General features: G+C 56.7%; 16 protein-coding genes. 10 read left to right on the forward strand and 6 right to left on the reverse strand.

The window, feature by feature from the left end:
• Window positions 1-37: 37 nt before the first annotated feature.
• Window positions 38-1,504, reverse strand: a complete 1,467-nt coding sequence (locus CDUR_RS00875) for a dynamin family protein (protein ID WP_179418633.1) — start codon at window positions 1,502-1,504, stop codon at window positions 38-40.
• Between the two features lie 6 nt (window positions 1,505-1,510).
• On the reverse strand, window positions 1,511-3,379 hold the full coding sequence (locus CDUR_RS00880) for a dynamin family protein (RefSeq protein WP_179418634.1): 1,869 nt from the start codon (window positions 3,377-3,379) through the stop codon (window positions 1,511-1,513).
• 156 nt (window positions 3,380-3,535) lie between these two features.
• On the opposite strand from CDUR_RS00880, the gene CDUR_RS00885 reads away from it, so the two are divergent.
• The 6 genes from CDUR_RS00885 (at window position 3,536) to CDUR_RS00910 (ending at window position 10,352) form a co-directional block, all read left to right on the forward strand.
• Complete coding sequence (locus CDUR_RS00885) at window positions 3,536-4,867, forward strand: DUF7373 family lipoprotein (RefSeq protein WP_179418635.1); 1,332 nt, start codon at window positions 3,536-3,538, stop codon at window positions 4,865-4,867.
• A gap of 82 nt (window positions 4,868-4,949) precedes the next feature.
• Window positions 4,950-6,839: an Hsp70 family protein gene (locus CDUR_RS00890; protein WP_179418636.1), complete on the forward strand. Its 1,890-nt coding sequence runs from the start codon at window positions 4,950-4,952 to the stop codon at window positions 6,837-6,839.
• A gap of 148 nt (window positions 6,840-6,987) precedes the next feature.
• A complete protein-coding gene (locus CDUR_RS00895; protein ID WP_179418637.1) occupies window positions 6,988-8,052 on the forward strand; it encodes a hypothetical protein in 1,065 nt (354 codons plus the stop codon).
• A 54-nt stretch (window positions 8,053-8,106) separates the two neighbouring features.
• Complete coding sequence (locus tag CDUR_RS00900; RefSeq protein ID WP_179418638.1) at window positions 8,107-9,192, forward strand: C39 family peptidase; 1,086 nt, start codon at window positions 8,107-8,109, stop codon at window positions 9,190-9,192.
• 36 nt (window positions 9,193-9,228) lie between these two features.
• Window positions 9,229-9,693 carry a hypothetical protein gene (locus tag CDUR_RS00905; RefSeq protein ID WP_179418639.1) on the forward strand — a complete coding sequence of 155 codons (465 nt, stop codon included), beginning with the start codon at window positions 9,229-9,231 and terminating at the stop codon, window positions 9,691-9,693.
• Window positions 9,694-9,818: 125 nt separating this feature from the next.
• On the forward strand, window positions 9,819-10,352 hold the full coding sequence (locus CDUR_RS00910; protein ID WP_006061442.1) for an RNA polymerase sigma factor: 534 nt from the start codon (window positions 9,819-9,821) through the stop codon (window positions 10,350-10,352).
• A gap of 3 nt (window positions 10,353-10,355) precedes the next feature.
• On the opposite strand, the gene leuA is transcribed toward CDUR_RS00910, so the two are convergent.
• Window positions 10,356-12,173 (reverse strand): 2-isopropylmalate synthase, encoded by a 1,818-nt coding sequence (gene leuA / locus CDUR_RS00915; RefSeq protein ID WP_179418640.1) that lies wholly within the window; start codon window positions 12,171-12,173, stop codon window positions 10,356-10,358.
• Window positions 12,174-12,454: 281 nt separating this feature from the next.
• Here leuA and CDUR_RS00920 point away from each other — a divergent pair, with 281 nt between their 5' ends.
• Window positions 12,455-13,669, forward strand: a complete 1,215-nt coding sequence (locus CDUR_RS00920) for a putative hexosyltransferase (RefSeq protein WP_179418641.1) — start codon at window positions 12,455-12,457, stop codon at window positions 13,667-13,669.
• Here CDUR_RS00920 and CDUR_RS00925 read toward each other — a convergent pair.
• The 3 genes from CDUR_RS00925 to CDUR_RS00935 form a co-directional block, all read right to left on the reverse strand.
• Window positions 13,636-15,039 (reverse strand): serine hydrolase domain-containing protein, encoded by a 1,404-nt coding sequence (locus CDUR_RS00925; RefSeq protein WP_179418642.1) that lies wholly within the window; start codon window positions 15,037-15,039, stop codon window positions 13,636-13,638. The two genes, CDUR_RS00920 and CDUR_RS00925, sit on opposite strands and share 34 nt — an antisense overlap.
• 68 nt (window positions 15,040-15,107) lie before the next feature.
• Complete coding sequence (locus CDUR_RS00930; protein ID WP_290208102.1) at window positions 15,108-17,399, reverse strand: MMPL family transporter; 2,292 nt, start codon at window positions 17,397-17,399, stop codon at window positions 15,108-15,110.
• Between the two features lie 552 nt (window positions 17,400-17,951).
• Complete coding sequence (locus CDUR_RS00935) at window positions 17,952-18,809, reverse strand: DMT family transporter (protein WP_179418644.1); 858 nt, start codon at window positions 18,807-18,809, stop codon at window positions 17,952-17,954.
• 75 nt (window positions 18,810-18,884) lie between these two features.
• On the opposite strand from CDUR_RS00935, the gene CDUR_RS00940 reads away from it, so the two are divergent.
• The 3 genes from CDUR_RS00940 to CDUR_RS00950 all read left to right on the forward strand — a co-directional run bounded on the left by CDUR_RS00940 (window position 18,885) and on the right by CDUR_RS00950 (window position 23,231).
• Window positions 18,885-20,150 (forward strand): aspartate kinase, encoded by a 1,266-nt coding sequence (locus tag CDUR_RS00940; RefSeq protein ID WP_179418645.1) that lies wholly within the window; start codon window positions 18,885-18,887, stop codon window positions 20,148-20,150.
• A gap of 90 nt (window positions 20,151-20,240) precedes the next feature.
• Window positions 20,241-21,275 (forward strand): aspartate-semialdehyde dehydrogenase, encoded by a 1,035-nt coding sequence (locus CDUR_RS00945; RefSeq protein WP_179418646.1) that lies wholly within the window; start codon window positions 20,241-20,243, stop codon window positions 21,273-21,275.
• Window positions 21,276-21,692: 417 nt separating this feature from the next.
• Entirely contained in the window at window positions 21,693-23,231 is a 1,539-nt protein-coding gene (locus CDUR_RS00950; protein ID WP_179418647.1) for a SpaH/EbpB family LPXTG-anchored major pilin, read from the forward strand.
• Window positions 23,232-23,242 lie beyond the last annotated feature (11 nt).

The raw sequence follows: 23,242 nt of genomic DNA on the forward strand, positions 1-23,242 counted from the left end.
AGATAGCAATCCCACCTACTACCATCTAACGCGCCCCTCACTGCCTCTGCGCCATGCGGATGAGGTCGTTGTAGGCGCGTTGGATGGTCACGAGTGCCGCGTCTTCTGCGGGGGTGAGGGCGGAGAGGGATTCCATGTGTGCCCATTGGAGTTTCTGCTGGGCGGTGTTCACTACGTCCCACATTGATGCCGTAACGGGGAGCCCAAGTTTTTCTTGGAAGGTGTCTCCGGCAATCAGCTGGGTCAGTTCTTGGATGAGCTGGGTGTTGGGGTTGGTGTCTTGGACTGCTTTCAAATCCAGGAGCAGGAACACGGTGATCAGACGCGGGTCGGTGCGCATGGTGGAGACCAGGTTGAGTATCTGATCTTTGGGGTGTTGCCTACTAAAAGCCAGGCTTTCTATTTCTTTAACTATGCGCCCAGCACGGTGTGTGGTGGCGAACTTGCCAAAGCGCGTGACCAGTAATTGCCGCAGCTCGGGTACGCCGGATTTGGTGGTGGCCCATTCGTTGAGTTCACTGGCACCTCGACGGGCGACGTTGCGGGCGCGGAATAGCCCATATTCACCAATGAGTCTTACAACGCGTCTGCAGATCTCCTGCTGTTGCGTCCCACCGGCACCACCCGCACCGGCACCATCACCGCCGGTGCCACCCTCAACAGCGTCACCTCCAGAAGCAATGATGTCGATGAGGTCAAATTCGGTGGCCTCAGCGAGGCTGGCCATGACGCGGGCGTCGTTTTCCGTGATTACACCGGTGTGAGAGGTTTCGGCGAGCAATCCAGCAACGGGGATAACGGTGAGCACGGAGCTTGAGAGTTGCGCGGCCAGGGTGTCGGCGTGTTGGCGTGCGTGTTCGAGGGGGTCGCGTTCGCCGAGTGCACCTTCACCGAAGGAGTCAGCACGGGAGAGCACACCGAGTGTGTTCAGGGAGGTGAATCCCAAATCCTTGATGAACTTCACTTCATCCATGCGCGGGGTGGCATCGAACAGGAAGACGGCGGCATCGGCATCCACGGACATGGCTTTGGTTTGTTCGTAGCCGTCGATGAGGATGCGCCGGGTGCGTTGTTCGTTTTCCACGGTCAACGTGGCAAGACCGGGGGTGTCGATCAGCGAGAAGTCTTTGATCGAGGCGGTGGGCATCCAGCGGTGGATGAAGCTAATTTCTTCAACAGGCGCGGGGAGCGCCGCCACTTCGCCGCGCTGGATGGTGATGGGTAGGCGTTCGCCGTTCAGAAGAACGGCTTCGGCGCGGTCGGGTGCGCCGTATTGGAAGACGGTGACCACGTTGGTGGCTTCGAGCGCAGCGGTTTCGGCCACGGGAGCGCCGATCAGGGCATTGACCAGCGTGGATTTGCCTGATTTGAGGCGCCCGACCACCACAATGCGTGGCGGGGCGTCGAGAGTGTGGCGGATGCGTTGTGCCTCGTCGTACAGCGCGGGGCTGAAGGTGCCGAGGTAGTCGAGGGCTTGGTTGAGTGCGATTGATGTGAGGTCCATCTCGGCTTATCCTTGCTGTCCGCGGCGGGCTACCTGCGAGGTGAGTTCGGTGATCATTTTTTCCGCCGCGGTGATGTTTTTGTTGATGATGGTGATGTTCTTTTCCAGCGTCTTTTTGCGCTTTTCGCGGCTGGCCTGGTCGGCTTTGGCCACGCGCTCGGCTTCCTGGATTTGTTTTTGGGTGGTGTCCAGCATGTCTTTGAGGTATTCGCGGTAGCGGAGTTGGATGGCGGGCCGGGCGTTGGCGATGGCTGCTTCAAGGATTTTGGAGGTGAACATTTTTGAGGTGGCGGTGGTTTCGCGCATCCAGTTGAGCAGGTTGGTTTTGCCGGAGCGCATGGCGCGGAAGCCCACGTTGAAGGCCACCCAGCTGACGCCGACGATGGCGCCAAGGCCGGTGAAGCTCACCATGGTGCCTATCACCCCGCCGAGCATGGAGCCGCCGGACATGCCCATCATGAGCATCATGGGGTCGAGAAGCCCTTGGCGTTTTGTCTGCACAGTGTGGGTTTGTAGTTCTTTTCCAATGAAGGCGGAGCTGACTTCGTTTCTGATTTGTTCCCAGATGACGTCAGAGTCAACGAACCTGGGTTTGACGATCCTGTTTTCCAGCTCGGTGGAAAAGTAGGTGAGTGTTTCGCCGATGGCAGTCTGGAATTCGCGTTCCATTTCTGCGGTGAAGTACTGCGGGTTTTTGCGCAGCACAGCCATGCCGTTTTTGTTGATGCGCTCGGTCCAGGATTCGCGGATGGTATCGAGTTTTTGTTCCAGCTGGTCCATGGACTCCTGCCGGATGAGGGTGAGGTCGCGGCCGAGGTAGTAGTCCCAGCTTTCGCCTTCTTTTTTGAGCTGTTTGAGTTCTTCGAGCCGGTTGGATAGGTCGGGGACGGCGGCGTCGCCTTCCCGCAGAATCTCCAGCCGTTGCTGCAGGTCCTCGCTGAGGTCGCGGAGTCCTTTGGTCGCGATGCGCAGGCCATTGGCCAGCGGAAGATGCTCGGCGATGCGGAATTTGCCGGCGATCAGCGCATTGAGGTCGTTGATGCCGGATAGTTCCAGCACTTTGCCGCCACCTGCCGCCATGGACATTTCCGAACCAATCACTGCGAGCAGGCTGGACACGCCCACCACGGGAATATCGCGGCCGATGTGCTCACGCAGGAGTTTCTTGTTCTGCTCCACGATTTCCTGCCAGCGCACAAGGTGCTTGTCGGTCTTGGTGACGGCCACGATGATGGCTTCGATTTCGGAACCGGTATCACGGATAAAATCCATCTCGGGCTTGGTGATGGTGGTCGACGCATCGCACACGATCACCAGCACACACGCCTGATCCACCGACACTTTCGCCAGCGCCGACAGCTTCGGGTCCAACCCGCCCACACCCGGGGTATCCACAATGGTGACACCCTCCAGCGGCATCCTTCGGATCGGAATGGTGGCGCGGGTGGGCAGGGAATCCGCGTCCTCTTGCGCGGCGCGCACGGCACCAGCATTGATCCATTCACCCACCTCATTGAGGCGCACGATTTTTTCACCGTCGGGGTAGAACAGGCAGGCTTGGCCCTCCCGTAACTCATCCGTCTCGGAGGTCAGAGCAATCGCCGTTGATGTTGTGACATTCACGCCCACAGGTGAGGCATTTCGCTTGCCGACGATCGCGTTTACCAGAGAACTTTTGCCGCGTTTAACCTCTCCAACAACAACGACCGATCGTGTTTGCTGCGTGCTTGATGCGCGGGCGACGGCAAGATCGCTAATGTCATCAAGCTTGTATTGACGCAGGATTTTATCGGTAATGGTTGTCAGGAGCTTGGTTGCGCGGTCTTCAATGTCGCTGTGATCAGCCTCTTGACCTGTACGTATCTCTGTTTTCACAATGTGTCACTTTCGGTGATGGCACGATTCGCTTATTTACCCTATCGAAAACTTAAGGTGACTGTAACCTTTCGCACGTTATACGCATCCAAGCAAATGTTGAGGGCTGACAGCCTAAGATGTTATCTGTACTTTTTATCTCAAAAAGGAGACGCCATGAAGAAGCTGAAGGCCAGCGTCGTAGCTTTGCTCAGCGTTACGCTGCTATCTGCTTGCGGAAACTTGCCTAACCCGTTAAGCAAGTCTCAGGACGGCTCGACCGGGCAGACATCCACCGCTACCGACGCTGTCGGCGCAGGAAAGGAGTCGGACGCCGCCAAAGCTTTTGACACCGGCGGATTCAAGACGGAGCCACTCAAACCGATACCGGATCCCACCCCAGAAACTGGTCACATTACTGAGTCGTTTTTGCTGGCAGAGTACGTGCCCATGCCGTATGAAGTTGATCCTGTGTTGAGTAAAGGTAAGGGTGGCCGCGCAGTTCTCGGTGCGGGTAACTTGGGGATGATTGCATCCAATCGGGCTGTCGATATGCTGAAAGCGTATGACAACAGATTGCAATCCGGCTACTATAATTCGGCGGAAGCTCCCAAAGCTCGGGCTGTGGATCCAGCGATGACCACATTTCAGGTAGTGCTGCGCTATGACAGCCCTGCAACCGCGCAAGAGGTGGCGCAGAAGCTGGCTGAGGAAATTACCGCGCCTGTCGCTGAAGGTGAGTTGGCTGTGTCTTATGTACCAGACTCTATCCCCAACATGCCCAACACTTACGCAGCGCATTATACATCGGAGAGTACAGGAGAGACAGACTATAGCGCGTTTACTCCCTACAATGAGTATGTAGTCTATACATGGACATCGACGCCTGTTGGTCAGGAACAATGGAGTCGAGACTATGTCAAAAAATCCTACGACAAGCAGATTCCATTGCTGGAGCAGTTCCCGGGCATAAAAACTCCAGCAGGATACGGTAAAGCTACAAATTATCCACCCCACGATCCCAACAACATTGCCATCTATGCTTTGCAAAAACGTGAGGGGGATTCTGCGCAGGTCCCAGGTACGTATGGTCCGCGTGGTACGGCAGCGTTTTACTCCAATACCAAAAACATCTACGACACTATTACGCAAGCTGGATCAGTGAAGAATGGTAAGGCGGTCTCGCTTGTGTTCCGTGCCGATAATGATTTTGGTGCCCAAGCGATCCTCAACTCCTTCATGTCCAAGGATCTGCAAGCCGGGGCAAAACAGTACGATGAACCGCAGGGCGTTCCAGGTACTAGCTGTACCGAGAACGAAGAGGTGAATGGTACTCAATATGCTTGTTACGTGACTAATGGCCGTTATGTTGCTGATGTTAGCGACCGCACCTACACCAACAAACCGCAAGACAAGGCTGACAAGAAGCAGCTAGTCTCACAGATGGCCGCGGCACAATATGAGATTCTGAAGAAAGCTGATCAGAAGATCGAAAACGTCAAAAACTAGAGGCATCGGGAGACCCCGCTGGTAGTTGTGGTCTCCCTGGTGTTGCGTTTATCTACAAAGAACATTGTGAAAGGGCGGCTACATGTCCGGGACAAACTGGACCATTGGCATTGACTTTGGAACCTCCAACACGGCGGCGGCGCACACAAACCCCGTCAAGGGAACCGTTGAGGCGGTGAATCTTAGCCACAACCGCACTACTATGTCCTCGTCCGTGTACGTCGAATCACCCGAGCAGATCGACGTTGGCGACGTCGCTATGGACAAGGCTGAGTCCAACCCTGCGGGTTTCATTCCGGCACCCAAGCGCGTGATCCCGCAGCAAATGTTCCAGGTCAACGGCTATGATCTGTCCGCCTCCATGCCGGTTGCTGCGGTGTTGTCCTCCGTAGTGCAGCGCGTGTCTCGCGAACATGGCAACGTACAGCCTTCCGAACTGGTGCTCACCCACCCGGAGGCGTGGTCCTCCAACGAGATTAAGGTTCTGCTGGATGCCGCTGCCCAACTGGGCTTGTCGGCGGCGAAAATCACCACCATTTCCGAGCCTCAGGCTGCCGCGCACTACTATTCCCGAGCAAAAGCCCTGCAGCCGGGGCAACGCATCGCTGTGTTCGACTTCGGCGGTGGCACATTGGACGTTGCCGTGCTGGAAGCCAATGACAATGATGCCTTCGATGTGATTGCTGCCCGCGGCGATAACACACTGGGTGGAAAAACCTTCGATGCGATGATGCGCAGGTGGGTTGACCAGCAGCTTGATGACCGCAACCCAGAACTCCTGGATTACTTCCGCACCCAGGCACCTCTGCAGGAACGCCACGCGCTGGAAGATTCCATCCGCCGTGCTAAGGAACTTCTCTCTGAGGCTTCCTACGCCACGGTAGTGGTCAGCGGCGGTGGTGAGACCGAACGTTTTCAGATCACTCGCGCCGAATTTGAAGAGATTATTTCCCCGGCATTGGATAAAGCTGCGGCGCTGACCCGAGCCACGCTTGCCGACGCGGGAATCACCAACGCTGAGGATCTTGTTGCGTTATATCTCACCGGCGGCTCATCACGTATTCCGCTTGTGCAGGACCGCCTCAAGAATTTTGGACCACTCGCCACATTGGATGACCCGAAAACCGTGGTCGCTCAAGGTGCCATTTCCGCCTTAGGCCCCATCGTTCGCGGCATGACCCCGCACAACATGGGTGCAGATGCCCCGACTATGCAAGAACCGGCTCAGGGTGGAGTGGACTTCGGGTCATCCGGCTATGGTACTCCGAACTATGGCACAACGAATTACGGTGCATCAGCACCTAGTGCGACAGCACCCGCAGGGCAGGTGGCCTCGGCGACCCCTGCGGCGTCGACAAGCGCGCCCACGAAAACCCGCAGAAACCTGATCATTGCAGCAGCAGCGGTTGTTGCAGTGGCAGCGATTGGTGCAACGACGTTGTATCTGTTGGGCAACCGTAATTCGGAGGAAACGACCACGACACAACCAACCGCAGCGGCTACTAGCAGTGCAAGCGCGGGCAACTTGGTGAGTCGTGAGGCAGTGATTGCCGCTGCCCCGTCCAAGTTCAGGGAAAGCCTGGATAAATGCGAACTCAACGGAACTACTGAGACTGGTCGACTGAAAGTTCAATGCCAGATCAAGGAAGGAAGTTCCGCGTATAGTTACTTCGCTAGGGACTCGACATCGGTTCCCATAGTAACGTTCAACATCGACCCTGACAGCTCGGATATTGAGCGTCGTCGTATCACTGAAGGCTGGTACGACACACGCAACAAAGACACTGAAACCGTGGAAAACGGCAACAAAACCGCAGCTGCGTTTATCTACTCTGACACCGCAACGTCCGGTAGCAACAACAAATACTCATTGGCCTACTCCAGTACTGAGACAAACCTCATCCTGACCAGCTCTGATCTGAAGGACAAGGAATCTGCAAAGGCCTATCTCCAGGCGGCCGGACTGATGTAGCTAGGTTCCCAAAATAAAAATGATCATCGGTTGTAACTTTCTGTAGCTACGGCGTGTCTAAGTAGTGTCCAGCAGATAGGTTCGCCAGCGCTGACGGTCATAACCAAGACCGTAACAAGCGGGACCTGCCAACAAGAAAGGAATATTCATGAGCGACAATCCAGTGCAGGGTATGCAGGAAAACATCGAGGCAGCTATCCATGGTGCGCAGAGCGCGTTTAGTAGCTTCACCAGTTCAGGTGGCTCATCTGCCGGTTCTTCTGACGTTGCTGGGTCATCCGCAGGCTCCTCAGGCGACGCTGAAGCAGCAGCCGGTTCTTCTGCCATCCACGATGCAGCCGGTGGTTCCTCGGCAGGCTCCTCCGATGCCGCCGGGTCATCTGCTGGCTCCTCCGACGTTGCCGGATCCTCCGTGACCCACGACGCTGCAGCCGGCTCTTCTGCCGCTGCTGGTTCCTCAGCTAGCGCAGGCTCGGCTGGCTCAGGTTCAGCAAGCGCAACTCCTGTCGATCACATGCCTGACCAGCCTGAACCGGACATTTCGAACGGTTTCAGCCCGGACTACTCCCAGGATGATGTTCTGATCGCCGACCCGTACGCAAGCGATGCGCAGAACATTTCCAGCCGCGATGTTGATGGCGACGGCAGCATCGACGTCGTACATTCCACCACTGATGGTGTGCAGCAGATTGATTATCTCGACAACCAGGGCGAGGTTATTCTCACCGATGTTGACTTAGATGGCAACGGCACGTTTGAAACGGCCGTCACCACTGAAGAAGACAATGTTGTGGTTGCATCGTCCGACATTGACGACGATGGTGACATGGACGTGATCAGCTACGCCGACGGCGCAACCGGCCAAGTGTTCCAGGAAGACACAGTTGAGGGCAATGTTGTTGTTGATTCTCAGCTCGACTTGGACGGCGATGGCATCACCGATGTGGAGCTGATGGACGACAACAAGGACGGCACTTTTGATGTCGCCGCTGTTGACTCAGACATGGATGGTCACGCAAACGTGCTTTATCACGATGTAAACGGTGATGGAAACTTCGACTACGCAGCTTTCGACTCCGACGGTGACGGCATCATGGACACCAACGTGGATGCTAGCTCGTACGCCAATGGTTCAGTTGGTTCTGTGGATAACTTTGACAACCTCGGACACGACTCCGTCCAGCACGATGCTGGTATGGACGGCACTTTCTAACAGCTCGACCTTCACTCCTCCCTTCCCACTGCAACACACAAGGAAATAACGGTAATGACCTCCATGGACGGATATGACGACCACTCCATGTTCGATGAGTTGAACTCGCTCATTGACCCGAGCGACCTCGAAGACGATTCTTTCAATGAGTCCTTCGACGATATGGGGCATGATCACCCCTTCGCAGATCCGTTCGTGGATCCCATTGCCGACGACCCGGCTGTCAATATCCCGGATGACGGCCTCCCTGTTGTGCCTGATCTGCACGATCATCCCATCGATCCGACCACGCACGACCCTGCCGTGCAGGACCCCGCAGTGCAGGACCCCGCCGTTGCTGACCCCAACATGGTGGATCCAGATACCGTGGACATTGACGATGCTGATCCCGGTCATGCCGACCCTGCCCCCGCACCGGAAGTCCACGACCCAACCACCCATGATCCGGTTATCGACGCCCCCGCTCCCGATCCTGCGCCCGAATCCGACCCGTCCCTTGATGTTCCTGCTCCAGGGGAGGAGCCCGCACTGGATGATGATGGCGTGTACGGCAACTCCTACGAGTGGAACTCTGACTGGTTCTACCAACAGGTAGATGGTTATTGCGGCCCCACCTCCGTGGCCATTATTGCCAACGAGTTCTCTGACGCTGGCATCACCGACCCGCAGGTTATGGTGGACCAGGCGTACAACATGGGCCTCACGCAGGACATTTCCGAAGGCTTGTATATGGAGGATATTCAGACATTGCTGGATGCCTCCGGCGTGCCCTGTGAGACTGTTACGAGTTCTATGGATGACCTCGCCGCTCGCCTTGACGCTGGTTGCGGCGTGATTGCCGCCGTGGATTCCGGCGAGCTGTGGGGCGATTCCGCTGATGCGGCTGGCGAAGATAATATGCCAGATCACGCGCTCGTTGTCTCTGAGATTGATACCAATACAGGCATGGTCACCCTGGAAGATCCGGGTAACCCTGATGGGAATGGCACTCAGGTCCCGATCAGTCAGTTTGAGGATGCCTGGGCAGACAGTGGCTTCCAGATGGTGGCCACCACCGAGGGTGACCCTGATCTGGGTGGGACTAGCGACAACCCGCAACTCGCTTTTGTTAACGTGACAGGTAGTGATGTTATTCAGTAACGTTGCGGTAAAATGCACATGCTCTGGAGTTGATGGATGATGACGATGCCCCACGATGATGCGGCTCCCTTGACCCCTGATCTTTCGTTACCAGTGGATTCCCTGGACCCAGCCGTGTGGGACCGAATCCTCTCCGACGCTCTCGCCATGCCTGATGACGACATTGATGCCTCCATCGTCCCCGACTATGACGAGTCGGATGAAATCACATTGGACGACACCGACTTCGACAGCATCATGCTTATCGACGCCGATGCAACCGATGATTCCACGGATGCCAATGATCAGGCTCATGACGAGGTCACGCATGACGACGTTGATGATATGGACAACGGGGACGATAACAGCGACTTCGGGCAGCACGACCTCACGTTTGACGTGTCCCATGACGACACTTTTCACGACAACGACGATGGCCACAACAGTGCAGTCACCTATCACAATGATGACAATGGATTCGATACCGACGACATAGACATTGACTTTGACATCAATGGATAGCATAAAAGCTGTATGCATTTGTCTTCAAAATAGGTTGAGCTAGGCTAAAGTTGATAGGAGGTTGATAGGCGGCGACGCCACTTTATTTGTGGTGTGCGCATACGAGTGAAGGTTTGTTTGGGTACATGAATGATGATGCTGAGCTTCTAAGCAAAGCACGCGAGGGCGACGAGCGTGCCTTCGCGGAACTTGTCACCAGGTATCAACACATTGCCTGGAGCGTATGCATGCGCATTACCGAAAACCAGCATGATGCAGAGGACGCACTTCAGCATGCGCTGGCCTCAACGTGGAAAAATCTGTCTCGCTTTCGCGGCGAATCGAAATTTGGCACCTGGTTCTACCGCATCGCCAGCAACGCGGCCGTAGCGTTAGTGCGCAAACGCAAGCAAGAAAAACCCATTGACGATGATGAAGACGGTTATTTCATCCAGCTGGAGGACACAGCAGCCGCCTTTGAAGAACAACTTGCTGACCATGACCGGCTCAGTATCGCACTGCAACAGATCAATGCTGATTCCCGCGAAGCACTCGTCCTCGCGGAAGTGGCGGGGCTAACATACGCAGAAATAGCGGTCCACCAGAATGCTTCCCTGTCTGCGGTGAAAGTGCGTATTCACCGCGCAAAGAAGAAACTGGCGGACCTTCTGGAAAAGTAGCGGCTAGCCAAGCGCGCGGTTAACCGCGGACGTCACGGCCTTCAAGGAAGCGTAGGTGATGGAGCGGGCGATCCCCACACCCCAGACCTTCTGCCCGTTAACCTCGGCGTAGATGTAGGCGGCAGCCGCGGCGTCGTCACCCGCACTCAGCGCATGCTGCGTGTACTCCTGCACCTCAACGTCCACCCCAATGGATTCCAGGGCGTTTGCATATGCCGACACCGGGCCGTTACCCGTGCCTGTCACCGTCACGTCCTTGCCGTTGAAGCGGATCTGGGCGGTAATGGTGGCGGTATCATTCTCCGTTTTCGCGGCGTCAACTTGCATGGACACCTGCTCCAACGGAGTGGTCCGATCCAAGTACTCCTGGGCGAAAATGTCGAACATGTGCTTCGACTCCACCTCGCCGCCTTCGGCATCAGTGACGTTCTGAACCACGGAGGAAAACTCCACCTGCATGGGACGCGGCAGGGTCAAACCATGATCCGTCTTCATGATGTAGGCGACACCGCCCTTGCCGGACTGGCTGTTCACGCGGATCACGGCCTCGTAGGTCCGGCCCACATCCTTCGGGTCAATCGGCAGGTAGGGAACCTCCCATTCAATATCCTGCAGCTCCTCCCAACTCACATCGGTGTGGCTCGCGCCGGGGCGCAGCTTAGCGGCCATGGCGTCCAGACCCTTGTTCACGGCATCCTGGTGGGAACCGGAGAAGGCGGTAAACACCAGGTCACCGCCGTAGGGGTGGCGTTCTGGCACGCGCAGCTGGTTGCAGTACTCCACTGTGCGGCGGATCTGCTCAATGTCGGAGAAATCGATTTGGGGGTCCACACCCTGGGTCAGCAGGTTCAAGCCCAAGGTGACCAGGCAGACGTTGCCGGTGCGTTCACCATTGCCAAACAGGCAGCCCTCAATGCGGTCCGCACCAGCCATGTAGCCCAGTTCCGCAGCGGCAACACCCGTGCCACGATCATTGTGGGGGTGCAGCGACAAAATGATGGAATCCCGGCGGTTCAGGTTGCGGTGCATCCACTCGATGGCATCGGCGTACACGTTCGGCGTGGTCATCTCCACGGTGGAGGGCAGATTCACAATAATCGGATTCTCGGGTGTGGGATCCATGACCTCCACCACGGCGTCACACACCTCCTTGGCGTAGGCAACCTCCGTGCCGGTAAAGGACTCGGGGGTGTACTCCCAGCGCCAATTCGTGTTTGGGTACTCGGTGGCAATCTCCTTGATCAGCTGCGCCGCGTCTGTAGCCAGCTTCTTAATGGAGTCCTTGTCTTTGCGGAACACCACGTTGCGCTGCAGGATCGATGTGGAATTGTACAAGTGCACAATCACATTTTTTGCGCCCTCGCAGGCTTCAAAGGTGCGCCGGATCAGATGCTCACGGGCCTGCACCAGTACCTGGATGGTCACGTCGTCGGGAATGAGGCTGTTTTCGATAATGTCCCGTATGAAATCAAAATCAGTCTGGGAGGCAGAGGGGAAACCCACTTCAATCTCCTTGTAGCCCATACGCACCAGCAGTTCAAACATGCGGTGCTTGCGCTCGGAGCTCATCGGATCGATCAGGGCCTGGTTGCCGTCGCGCAGGTCCACCGCACACCACTGCGGTGCGGAATCAACCACCTTGTCTGGCCAGGTACGGTCGGGCAGCTCGATTTTCTCCACCTCAACCTCAAACGGATGGTAGCGCTTCACGGGCATAGAGGAGTTGCGTTGCTTATTCCACGCGGGCTGGCCGTCGGGTCGGGGGCCGGCCGGGGTGGAAATGTCACGTGGGGCGGAGATAAATGCATCAGAGGGGGCCATGGCTTAAAAAATTCCTTTGGGGATTGGTTGGTTACCCAGTTTCCTATGGGCCACGGCTGGCGCGCCTGAACTCCGCGACGGGGTGCCAGCCGTGCTCTAGACCGTTGACCCGCCGCGGCACAGAAGGAGGAGACGTGCGCGCAGCATGTTGTACAGTCTACAGTATCTTTCCGTGATATGGGCAAAAAGCTAGAAAGCTACCATAGAAATGGGATCAGGCATGGAGATTTTTCGCCCGACCCCACTTCCAACGGGGATAGCGCTTAAGGGATAATGGGGCAGTGTCGCAACAAGCCCCAGATCCCCCGGATTACCCAGCCCTGGATCACACACCCCCGGTTACCGCAGATCGCCCGGTGGGCTTAACTCGAGTGGACTGGCTGTGGGCATTCGGCATTTTCAGCGTTGCCTCACTAGTGCGGTTGGTGATCATGGGCATGATGGCCACCGCCAACGGCTACACACTGCATTCCCTGTTCTACCGTTGGGACGCGGAATACTATGTGAGCATCGCCCGCGACGGTTACTTTGCCATCACAGAACCCGTGGTGGAGGTGCCTGTTTACGAACGCTCTCTGGCGTTTTTCCCGGGGTTTCCATACCTGTTGCGCGGACTGCATGCGGTGCTGCACCCGATCACGGGGCTTCACCATGAAACCATTGCGTATGGTGTGAATTTCCTTCTCGGGGTGGTGATGATCGCCGGTGTCATGGCCCTAGTCAACCGCATTCCCAGCATTAACCACTGGGGCGCTAAAACCCAGCGCGCCCGCATCCTCGCGGCTGTTCTTATTGCCGGTGTGCCCATGGGCATCACTTTCAATATGGCGTATTCGGAATCCCTGTTCGGGGCGCTATCTATTTGGGCTCTGGTGGCCATTATGGACCGCCGCTGGTTGCTCGCCGGGCTCCTTGTTTTTGCCACCGGCCTGACCCGCATTACCGCCGTGGACGTGATGTTGGTGCTGTTCCTAGCCGTACTCACCACCGACCGGAAGAACTGGCGAGGTTGGCTCGCGACTCTGCTTTCACCCCTGGGTTTACTGTGGTATTTGTGGTGGTCCTCCAGCTACCTCACCCACATTGGCGGCTATTTCGGCATGCAGCGCGAGGGCTGGAATTCCGCGTTCGACTGGGGCATAGCCACCTGGAAATTCGCCACCTTCACCATGTTTGCCTCCCGTGAATTAGGCTACTTCCTCTCGGTGGCCGTCATGATCGCCTTTGTATTCATTGTTGCCGGGAGTTTCCGCAAACTACCGTGGCAAATCTGGGTGTTCAGCGCCGCCGTCGCCGCCAACATCCTGCTTTCCGACGGCATTATGCACTCCCGCCCGCGCCTACTCATCCCGGCGTATCTACTGCTCCTTCCGCTGGTGTTCTTCTTTGCTCGCCGCTTATCGACGCCCGCGCAGATCACCATTGCCGTCAGCTGGTTACTGTGGGGCGCGTGGTTTGGGGCCTACATGCTGGGCGTCTTCCCCTGGGCGATCTGACGGATAACGATCAGGCCGGTGAGCACGGCGATCTCCGCCGCGAGAATCCAACATTGCAGCATGAGATCGGGGGCAGTTATATACAACAGCGGCAACGTGAAACCGAGAAGAGCCACTGGTCCGAACACGAGGGTCAGCACGCTGCCAATCCCTAGTACAAGAGCTGCGACAATGGTGATCACCCTGCGCCTTGTGCTTCGCGCCGGGGGAGTGCGACGCACCCACGTGTATATCACGCGGCCGATGGTCAGCAGAGCAAGCACAATGAGCGCGGTTTGGGTATACACAATCACGTCACCCCAGTGGGTGTTGGAGGATTGTTGCTTGGGCGTCACACCCAGGGTTTCCTCCGCGAAGACCAGTGTCGGCGTGACGATGCCAGTGTTCATCTGATCACGAAGCCCCATGACGTTGTAGAGCACCACGACGCCCTTGCCGGTTTGCTGATTGAAGCCCATGTAGGATTTGAATCCAGGAACAGCCCCGCTGTGATATACCAGCTGTGTTCCATCGAACTGCTCGTAGAAAAGCCCCGCGCCGTACTCGTAATCATCAGTGGTGGAGACCTTGGACAAGGTGCTTGGTAGCTGGCCGGCTTGGTGTTGGCGGAGTAGCCACGCCCCGTAGTCGGCGAGTTGCCTTCCAGTCCCGGCGAGGTTGCCTTCGCCGATTTCGTAGTCCTGAATAGGCTCCCGCACCGCTAGGTTTCCAGTGAAGAAGGGTGCGTAGCCTGCGGGGACAGTGCTGTTTATCGTGGCTGCGCGGCTAAGAGGAGTCACGCCGGTCGCCGGATCCACGTAGGTTTCTAACAGCGTGCTATACGATTCCCCAGTGGCGCGTTCTATCAGTTGCTGCAGCAATATGTAGCTGATGTTTGAGTAGGAATGCGTGCCGACCGGGTCGACTGATGGTAGGTCTTTTACCCCGTCAATGACACTTTGCAGGTTGTGGGGATAGGGATTGAGTTCTCGGGGCAGTCCTGCCGTGTGGTGTATGAGGTCAGTGACGGTGGCACCATTATTGCCCAGTGCTGTTCCTTGGAATTCGGGATAGTACCTGGTGAGGGGCGCATTGAGATCAATTTTTCCTTGTTCAGCTAACATCATCGCCAGTGCGGACGTGAACGATTTAGAAATGGATCCCCATATGAACAGGGAATCCGGGCCGATGGGGTTGCTGTTTGAATCAACACCGACGTAGTGTTCATCGGTCACGCCGTTGGCATCAAAGGTGACCACCGCAAGACCGGGTGTTTTAAGATCGTCTGCGAGTTTCTGGTAACGGTCATTCTCATGTGATTGAGCATGTGCTGGGCTTGCCATGAAGGCCATAGCAAGAATCACCCCCAGCAGGGATATGAGTGCTTTCATGCAGTTGAGCGTATCCATGTTGGGGGCGTGTCAACATCAGGGGTTTCCCTGAAAAATACCCTGAAAATTTACGTTAACCCTGAGGTAAGTTTCTCTCCCTCGATGTCAACGTTGGGGAGTAGGCGGCCGAGCCAGCGTGGAATGCTCCAAGCACGGGCGTCGAGAAGGAACATGGTGGCGGGAATGATGGTCATGCGCACAATGAAGGCGTCAAACAGCACCGCCGTGGCCAGGGCAAACCCCATGACTTTGATGAGTTGCAGGTCCATAAACATGAAGGCGGCGAACACACTGATCATGATCAACGCGGCTGCTGTGACCACGCGGGCACCATGCTTGAAGCCGTACACTACCGCAGGCCCAGCGTTCATGCCGTGGTGGTACCCCTCGCGCATGCGAGTGACCAGGAATACCTGGTAGTCCATAGCCAACCCGAACACACTACCAATCAATATGATCGGAAGTTGGCTGATCAGGGGCTGCGGGTCCGAGACCAGTCCGGCGAAGCCCTCCTGCCAGATCAGCACCGTAATGCCGAATGTTGCTGCCACCGATAGTGCAAATCCCAGCGCGGCAATCAGAGGCACCCAGATGGAACGGAATACCACCATGAGCAGCACAAACGCCAGCGCAACGACAATGGCAACGTAGGGGATCAGTACGCCAGAGAGCCGGTCGGAAAGATCCTGGACTATCGGTGCCATGCCTGTGATGCGGTACGAGGCACCCGTCTGCTCCTGGAAATCCGACTTGTGATCCCGCAGATTGTGCAACAAATCCACAGTGCGTTTATCTGTCGCGCCATTCGAGGGGATGATCATCACTTGGGCGGCATCGCCAGCATCGTTGACTGTGGCAATCTGGGCATTTTTCACGCCATCCATTCCTGCGAAATCGCGGACGGCGGTGGTGAATGCCTCGGGGCGTTGCTGCTCGGGGAGGGACGCGACGTCGACAAGCGCGATCATCGGTGCCTGGCGGCCGGGGCCGAAGGCATCCTCAATCATGGTGTAGGCGGTGCGGCTCGGCGAACCCGGCGCGGCCGCACTGCCACCTGTCGGCATGGCCAAGCGCAGCTGTGCAGCGGGGATAGCCAGTAGCGCCAGCGCAAGAACGCCTGCCACCAGGAACAAGGCCGGGTGTTTGCGGATCATGCGCACCCAGCGGGTACCCATCGTCGGGGTCTCCTGCTCTGGGTCGGGAGCCTTGATAAAGGGCATGCGTGCCGCAAACGCACGGGTGCCCCACAGTCCCAGAATTGCGGGAAGTAAACCGATAGCTACCAGCACGGCAATAGCCACTGTTCCCGCAGCACCCAGTGACATGGCGGACATGATCGGAATATTGATAATCACCAGCGCCACCAGTGCAATAATCACCGTCAGCCCGGCGAACACTACGGCCGTGCCCGCCTTACCCACGGCCAGCCCCGCCAGATGCGCGCGCTTGTCTCGGGGAATGCTGCGCAGACGTTGTGCCAGCTCCTTAGGAGTCAAGTTATGGCCGTCCACGTACTGGATCAGCTCGCTGCGGAAACGCGACAGAATAAACAACGCATAATCAATGCCAACGGCCAGGCCGATCATCGTGGCCAGGGTTGTGGTGTTCTGATCGATGCTGTCCGTCAGGCCCGACGCCGCGTTAATGCCCAGCGAGCCAAGCAGGACGCCCACGATTGCCGTGGCCAGCGGCATTCCTGCAGCCACCAGCGATCCGAACGTGACTAGCAGCACCACAGCTGCCACGAGAACACCCGCCAGCTCGCTCTGCATGCCCGGTTGCTCTGCGCCGTCAAATGCGTTGCCCGTGTAGGCAATGTCAAGGCCATCCGCGTTGTCTTTCAGCAGTTTAGTAACGTCCGCTACCTTATTTTTATCAACATCCTGCATTTTCGCTGCATCAAACATCACCTGGATAATCCCCGTTGTCTTATCCGGACTCAGTGGTGACTGCTCGTCCACGTCCGCGCTGTTGGGGTTGCCCTGCCGCATCGCCGCGTCCGCTGCCACCGGGTTCACGATCATATCTTTGCTCTTCAGCGCATCCGAATGCTTCAGCTTATCGACGATCGCGTCAATTTTCACCGCCTGCTCCGGGTCGCTGAGGGTGCCCTCTTTCGCCTTGACCACAATCATGCCGGTTGGAGCTGTAAGTTCATCCTCTGACGTGTTGAAACGCCGGCTGATTTCCTCCTGAGCTTCCACCGACTCCGCGCCTGGCATGCTAAATGAATTACTTGGTGGCTTCGCTAACGCCCCCGCTGCCACTGCGGCCGCCGCAAAAAGCAGCAACCACATGGCAATAAACTTCAATCTGTGCGTATACGCGGCGCGACCGAGCCGATACAACAAACGCGACACAATAATCACCTCAAAATTCTGAACAGTATGAACAGTGCTGACATGCAACTGAGCATATCTATGTTGGGGATGTGGCAACATCGGGGTTTTCCCTGAAAAACACCCTGAAAAGTACCCTGAGAACCGTCATGTTGACACTCATTAAGCTTGGCAAAAAGGCAGGTCACAGCACATCGGCTGAACAGGGGAAATTTCGGCGGGCAAAAACTCCGCCGGAAGGGGGAGGTGATTGTGGAGATGTCGGTCAGGTGGAGGAGGGTGTCGGTTGATAAGCCATGACATTTCTTGGATGGATAGGTCCATGGCCGGGTATGGAAACACTCCAATGTCGTACCCGGTGGTAGACGTATATTCATGCAAACATTTGCACTAACTTTGTTCAAGGCATTGCAGTTAGCTGCGCTCTACTAGATTTCCGTCCTTGAGGTGCATTACCTTTGTCACAACCACACGAGGTAGACCACCGCAAGCGTGCACTGCAAAGTTTGCCCATCGTCAGGCACGAAATCAGCCCTTTTTCGAGCTTGAGCATAAGCACATTGTGCGCCCGCCCTACTCCTTCATGCTCTTCTGGGACAGCACCACGGTGGAGATGATCATGGTGATCAGGGCGAGGGCCATCCAGAGCCAACCGAGGTCGGTGACCTGGAATTTTTCGCCAAGCACGATGTAGCCGAGGCTGAAGGCGACGATGGGTTCGGAAATGGTCATGGCGGGCAGGGAGTTTTTCAGCGCGCCCGCGTTGAAGGAGGATTGTTGCACGGCGGTCCCGAGTGTCGCGCCGAGGATCAGAGCGTAGCCTTCCCAGTTGGTGATCAATCCGATCACGCCGTAGTACTGGTAGATTTCCACGGCTGCTTTGGAGAGCACAGCGACGTAGCCGAAGAGCGCGCCGGTGACTATGCCGAGGATGAGGGCTTTTTCGCGGTTGGGTCGGATGTGCGCAAAGCGTTCTAAGCCGGCCATGACAACGATGCCGACCGCTAGGGCAGGTACCCACCGCTCAAGGGGCGGGTGTGTGATTCCGGGAAGCGGTCGTCCGAGGATCACCAAAACGGCCACCGCTACGGTGAGTGCCCCGGACCAGAAGGTTTCGGTTTTGCTGATGCGGCGGCCGTCGTAAAGCGCGGAAAGCGGAAGGGTGAACATGAGGGAGAGCACCAGTACTGGCTGCACCACCAGCAGCGTGCCAAAACCCAGGGCGATGGTTTGCAGGAAGTACCCAAGCAGGGCTGTTCCTGTGCCTGCCCACCAGAGGGGTCGGCTAATGACGGTAAGGATCGGGGCGTTTGTGAACCTGGATCCGTCACCGGGGGCTTGTTCGGCGATGCGGTGCCGCACGACTGTCCCCCAGGCGATGGTGAGCGCGGAGGCGAGTGCGAACAGCACAGCAATAAAATTGCTTTGCACTTTCTTAACCGTAGTTGATTCTTGGGTACGATGAACAAACGTAACATTGTTTTACGCTGAAAGGGCGGCTGTCTAGTGGCATTGATCGTACAGAAATATGGGGGATCTTCGCTGGAGAGCGCTGAGCGGATACGTCGAGTTGCTGAACGGATTGTTGCCACTAAAAAGCAGGGGAACGATGTTGTTGTCGTGTGTTCTGCGATGGGTGACACCACCGATGAGCTTCTTGATCTTGCCGCGCAGGTGAACCCGGTGCCGCCGGCGCGTGAGATGGATATGTTGCTTACCGCTGGTGAGCGTATATCCAATGCGCTGGTAGCTATGGCCATTGAGTCGTTTGGGGCCGAAGCGCAGTCGTTTACTGGCTCGCAGGCGGGGGTGCTCACCACGGAACGGCATGGTAACGCCCGGATTGTGGATGTGACGCCGGGCCGTGTGCGGGAGGCGCTGGATAACGGCAAGATTTGCCTCGTAGCCGGATTCCAGGGCGTGAATAAGGACACGCGTGATGTGACAACGTTGGGGCGTGGCGGATCCGATACCACTGCTGTGGCGTTGGCGGCGGCGTTGAAAGCGGATGTGTGCGAGATCTATTCGGATGTGGATGGCGTGTACACCGCCGACCCCCGCATTGTTCCTAATGCTCAGAAGTTGGAGAAGCTTTCCTTTGAGGAGATGCTAGAGCTGGCTGCGGTTGGTTCTAAAATTTTGGTGCTGCGTAGTGTGGAGTATGCGCGCGCTTTTGATGTCCCACTCCGCGTTCGTTCGTCGTACAGTAATGACCCCGGCACGCTCGTTGCTGGATCAATGGAGGATATCCCCGTGGAAGAAGCAGTACTCACCGGTGTAGCAACCGATAATTCCGAGGCGAAAGTCACCGTGCTGGGCTTGCAGGATAGCCCCGGTGAGGCGGCGAAAGTATTCCGCGTGCTGGCGGATAGCGAGATCAACATTGACATGGTGCTGCAGAACATTTCCTCCCTGGAGGACAACTGCACCGACATCACCTTCACATGCCCGCGTGCCGACGGTCCCCGCGCCATGGAGTTGCTGAAAAAACTGCAGGTAGATGGCGTGTGTAAGAATGTGCTGTACGACGACCAGATTGGCAAGGTTTCCTTGGTCGGTGCAGGTATGCGTTCCCATCCGGGCGTTACCGCCGTCTTCTGTGAGGCGGTACGCGATGCCGGGGTAAATATTGAGCTCATTTCCACGTCGGAAATCCGCATTTCGGTGCTGATCCGTGAAGCTGACATGGCTAAAGCTGCCCGCGCGATTCACGATGCGTTTGATCTGGGCGGCGACACCGAGGCCGTGGTGTACGCCGGAACCGGCCGCTAAATTACCTTATTGCTACTCCCGCCGCATTGTGTGGTGGGAGTAGACTCATTTCGAAATGTTTATGTAGGTCGGTGCAGGAAGGAACTCCCCATGACCACCATTGCCGTTGTCGGTGCCACGGGCCAGGTTGGCCGCGTGATGCGTTCTATTCTTGAAGAGCGCAACTTCCCGTTGGATAACATTCGGTTTTTTGCTTCGGCACGGTCCGCTGGCACGACCCTTCCTTTCGGTGGGAAAGACATTGTGGTGGAGGACTTGGCGCAGGTGACAGAGGAGTCCCTGAAGGGTATTGACATCGCGTTGTTCTCTGCGGGTGGGTCCACGTCCAAGCAGTACGCCCCGATCTTTGCCGCAGCGGGCGCTGTGGTGGTGGATAATTCCTCCGCATGGCGTAAAGACCCTGAGGTGCCGCTGATCGTCTCGGAAGTGAACCCGGGGGAGAAGGACAACCTGGTTAAAGGGATCATCGCTAACCCGAACTGCACGACCATGGCGGCGATGCCGGTGCTGAAGCCGCTTCACGACGCCGCTGGCCTCACCCGTCTGCACGTGTCCTCCTACCAGGCGGTATCCGGCTCGGGCATCGCGGGTGTGGATGCGCTGGCCAAGCAAGTTGCTGAGGTGGGGGACCGGAACGTGGAACTCGCCCACGACGGTTCGATTGTTGCACCTGAAGACCTCGGTCCTTATGTCGCTCCCATCGCCTATAATGCATTGCCGCTGGCGGGGAATATCGTCGATGACGGCTCGGGCGAGACGGATGAGGAGCAGAAGCTGCGCAATGAGTCCCGCAAGATCCTGAACATTCCCGATCTTCGGGTAGCTGGCACCTGTGTGCGTGTGCCTGTGTTTACCGGCCATACGTTGACCATTCATGCCGAGTTTGACCGCCCCATCACCCCCGAGCAGGCTAAGGATTTGCTTGCCAACGCCCCCGGTGTGGAGCTTGCCGATGTGCCAACCCCGCTCGCTGCTGCGGGTAAAGATACGTCCTTGGTGGGACGTATCCGTCACGATCAGTCGGTGGACGATAATCGCGGTTTGGTGCTGGTGGTCTCAGGTGACAACCTGCGCAAAGGTGCCGCGTTGAATACTATCCAGATCGCCGAGCTGTTGGTGGACTAATTCCCGCCACCACAGAGCCCCACATCCTGTGGGGCTTTTTTGTTTTAGGGGGTGGGGACATTTTCAGGGGTACGTTGTGTGACAGTTGTGCCGTAAGTGACATCTGAGTGTGGAGCAGAGCAGAGATGCGCAGGTATCGAGGGTAATTCAAAGGTAGATGGTTAGCTTTCTACTAACTAAGAAATAATTATGAAAATATTCTTTTTTCTCAGTGGGCGGGTGTAGCGAAACATTCGCAACAGATGCTTAATTGATTTGAGTATTGGTGCGTTGTACTCTCAATTGCGTCTGGACAATGCTGTAAAACCGCCAGGTATTGGAGTTTTCCACTACCGAATGGCGCGCATGTGGAGTGGATTGAGGCCGTTGCGTCACGAATCCACTCCATGAACGCGCTTACCAAAAACTGAGGAAAACATGAGGACTTCTAAGTTTCGATGTGCTGCACTGTTGGCAGCAAGCGCCATTGCCCTTTCCGGCTCACTGGCTCCCTCTGTCGCGTTTGCGCAGAACAAACCATCCGTCACCAGCCCAACCTCTACCACGGTGGATCTTGAGCACGAGGTCTCGCTGACCATTAACAAGTACAAGGGTGAGCTCGGCCAAACGACGGAACCGTTCCCGGGCGTTGGTTTCAAAATTGAAAAAGTATATATTAATAACCCCCTCAATACGGCAGCCGGGTGGAAAGAGGCTTCCCAACTGACCGCGGAGACTGCCCAGATTGATGGCTCCTGGCCTGCGATCACCCCGCAGACCAACGGCAGTGGTCAGATCAACATCAGCACCACCAACCTCAACGGTGCGAAGGATTTCAAGGTCGGCGTCTATAAGATCACCGAGCAGCAGCAGACCGGTTATACCGTGGCCAAGCCGTTCCTGGTTACCCTGCCGTTCGTGGATGAAGGCGTGTGGAAGTACGAGCAGACCGTCAAGCCAAAAAACCAGGATGTCCAACCCACCAAGACTGTGGTTGATGAAGGTAAAACCCTGGGGGACGACTTGGAATACACCATCGAGGCTCCCGTACCCGCGGACAAGCTTAGCCGCTTCGCAATCAAAGACGACCTGCCATCCTACCTTGGGTTTAATGAAGCCTCCGGCCCTCAGGTAAAACTGATCAACAAAACAGGTGATGTGAATACACTCATCGCAGGCACGGACTTTGTGCTGACTAAACCGGCTAATGGGCAGTCTGGTCAGGTATCCATTGACTTCCAATCGGATGGCCAGCGCCAAGCTCTGGAAAATTATCGTCAAAACGAACCTGGGCTTAAGGTGCAGATAAAGTTCACCGCTAAGCTCCTGTCCGTTCCTGACAACGGCAAAGTGGATAACGACGCCGTGGTGGACCTACCCAACAATGTTTCTGTGACCACCAACAAGGACGGCAACCCCGGTGCATCCTCCCACTTTGGTCAGCTGGTGATCACCAAGAAGGGTGAAGACAACGCACGTCTCACGGACGAGCAGAGGACCATGACAGGTGCGGAATTCCAGCTGTACCGTTGCACCGAGGAAAGTGGCAAGTGGACGGTCAAGGGAAGCCCGATTAACGGATCGAGCGAGCCGACCACGAACAGCAAAACCAACACCTTTGTCACCCCGCGCGGTGCGAACCTGACCACCTCCGTCACCGTGTACGGCGTCCAGCATGAGGGCCGGGTCAACAATGCCGACGTTACTGATGAGCTGTGCGTGGTGGAAACCAAAGCACCGTCTGGTTTTGCTCTGAACCCAGAGCCGCAACCCGTGGTGAATGCTAACCCGAAGGTTGGAAACAACGATTTCAACATGACTGCCGAGGTCATGGACTACAGCGATTCGGCCATCGGCCAGTTGCCAGCCACCGGTGAAAAGGGCGTGTTTGCCCTCATGGCTGCCGGTTTGGCGCTGCTCATCGGCGGTGTGTGGGCGCGTCTGCGCCACAACCGTAAGCAAGCGCACGGTGCCTAAAACTCTGACAT

Origin of the sequence: Corynebacterium durum, from assembly GCF_030408675.1 — a bacterium.
GTDB lineage: Bacteria > Actinomycetota > Actinomycetes > Mycobacteriales > Mycobacteriaceae > Corynebacterium > Corynebacterium durum.

What these genes read in the sequence shown, in the direction of transcription:
- CDUR_RS00885 (WP_179418635.1), top strand. Translation starts at nt 3,536, where the DNA reads ATGAAGAAGCTGAAGGCCAGCGTCGTAGCTTTGCTCAGCGTTACGCTG.
- CDUR_RS00905 (WP_179418639.1), top strand. Translation starts at nt 9,229, where the DNA reads ATGATGACGATGCCCCACGATGATGCGGCTCCCTTGACCCCTGATCTT.
- CDUR_RS00890 (WP_179418636.1), top strand. Translation starts at nt 4,950, where the DNA reads ATGTCCGGGACAAACTGGACCATTGGCATTGACTTTGGAACCTCCAAC.
- CDUR_RS00945 (WP_179418646.1), top strand. Translation starts at nt 20,241, where the DNA reads ATGACCACCATTGCCGTTGTCGGTGCCACGGGCCAGGTTGGCCGCGTG.
- CDUR_RS00950 (WP_179418647.1), top strand. Translation starts at nt 21,693, where the DNA reads ATGAGGACTTCTAAGTTTCGATGTGCTGCACTGTTGGCAGCAAGCGCC.
- CDUR_RS00895 (WP_179418637.1), top strand. Translation starts at nt 6,988, where the DNA reads ATGAGCGACAATCCAGTGCAGGGTATGCAGGAAAACATCGAGGCAGCT.
- CDUR_RS00900 (WP_179418638.1), top strand. Translation starts at nt 8,107, where the DNA reads ATGACCTCCATGGACGGATATGACGACCACTCCATGTTCGATGAGTTG.
- CDUR_RS00875 (WP_179418633.1), bottom strand. Translation starts at nt 1,504, where the DNA reads ATGGACCTCACATCAATCGCACTCAACCAAGCCCTCGACTACCTCGGC.
- CDUR_RS00925 (WP_179418642.1), bottom strand. Translation starts at nt 15,039, where the DNA reads ATGAAAGCACTCATATCCCTGCTGGGGGTGATTCTTGCTATGGCCTTC.
- leuA (WP_179418640.1), bottom strand. Translation starts at nt 12,173, where the DNA reads ATGGCCCCCTCTGATGCATTTATCTCCGCCCCACGTGACATTTCCACC.
- CDUR_RS00910 (WP_006061442.1), top strand. Translation starts at nt 9,819, where the DNA reads ATGAATGATGATGCTGAGCTTCTAAGCAAAGCACGCGAGGGCGACGAG.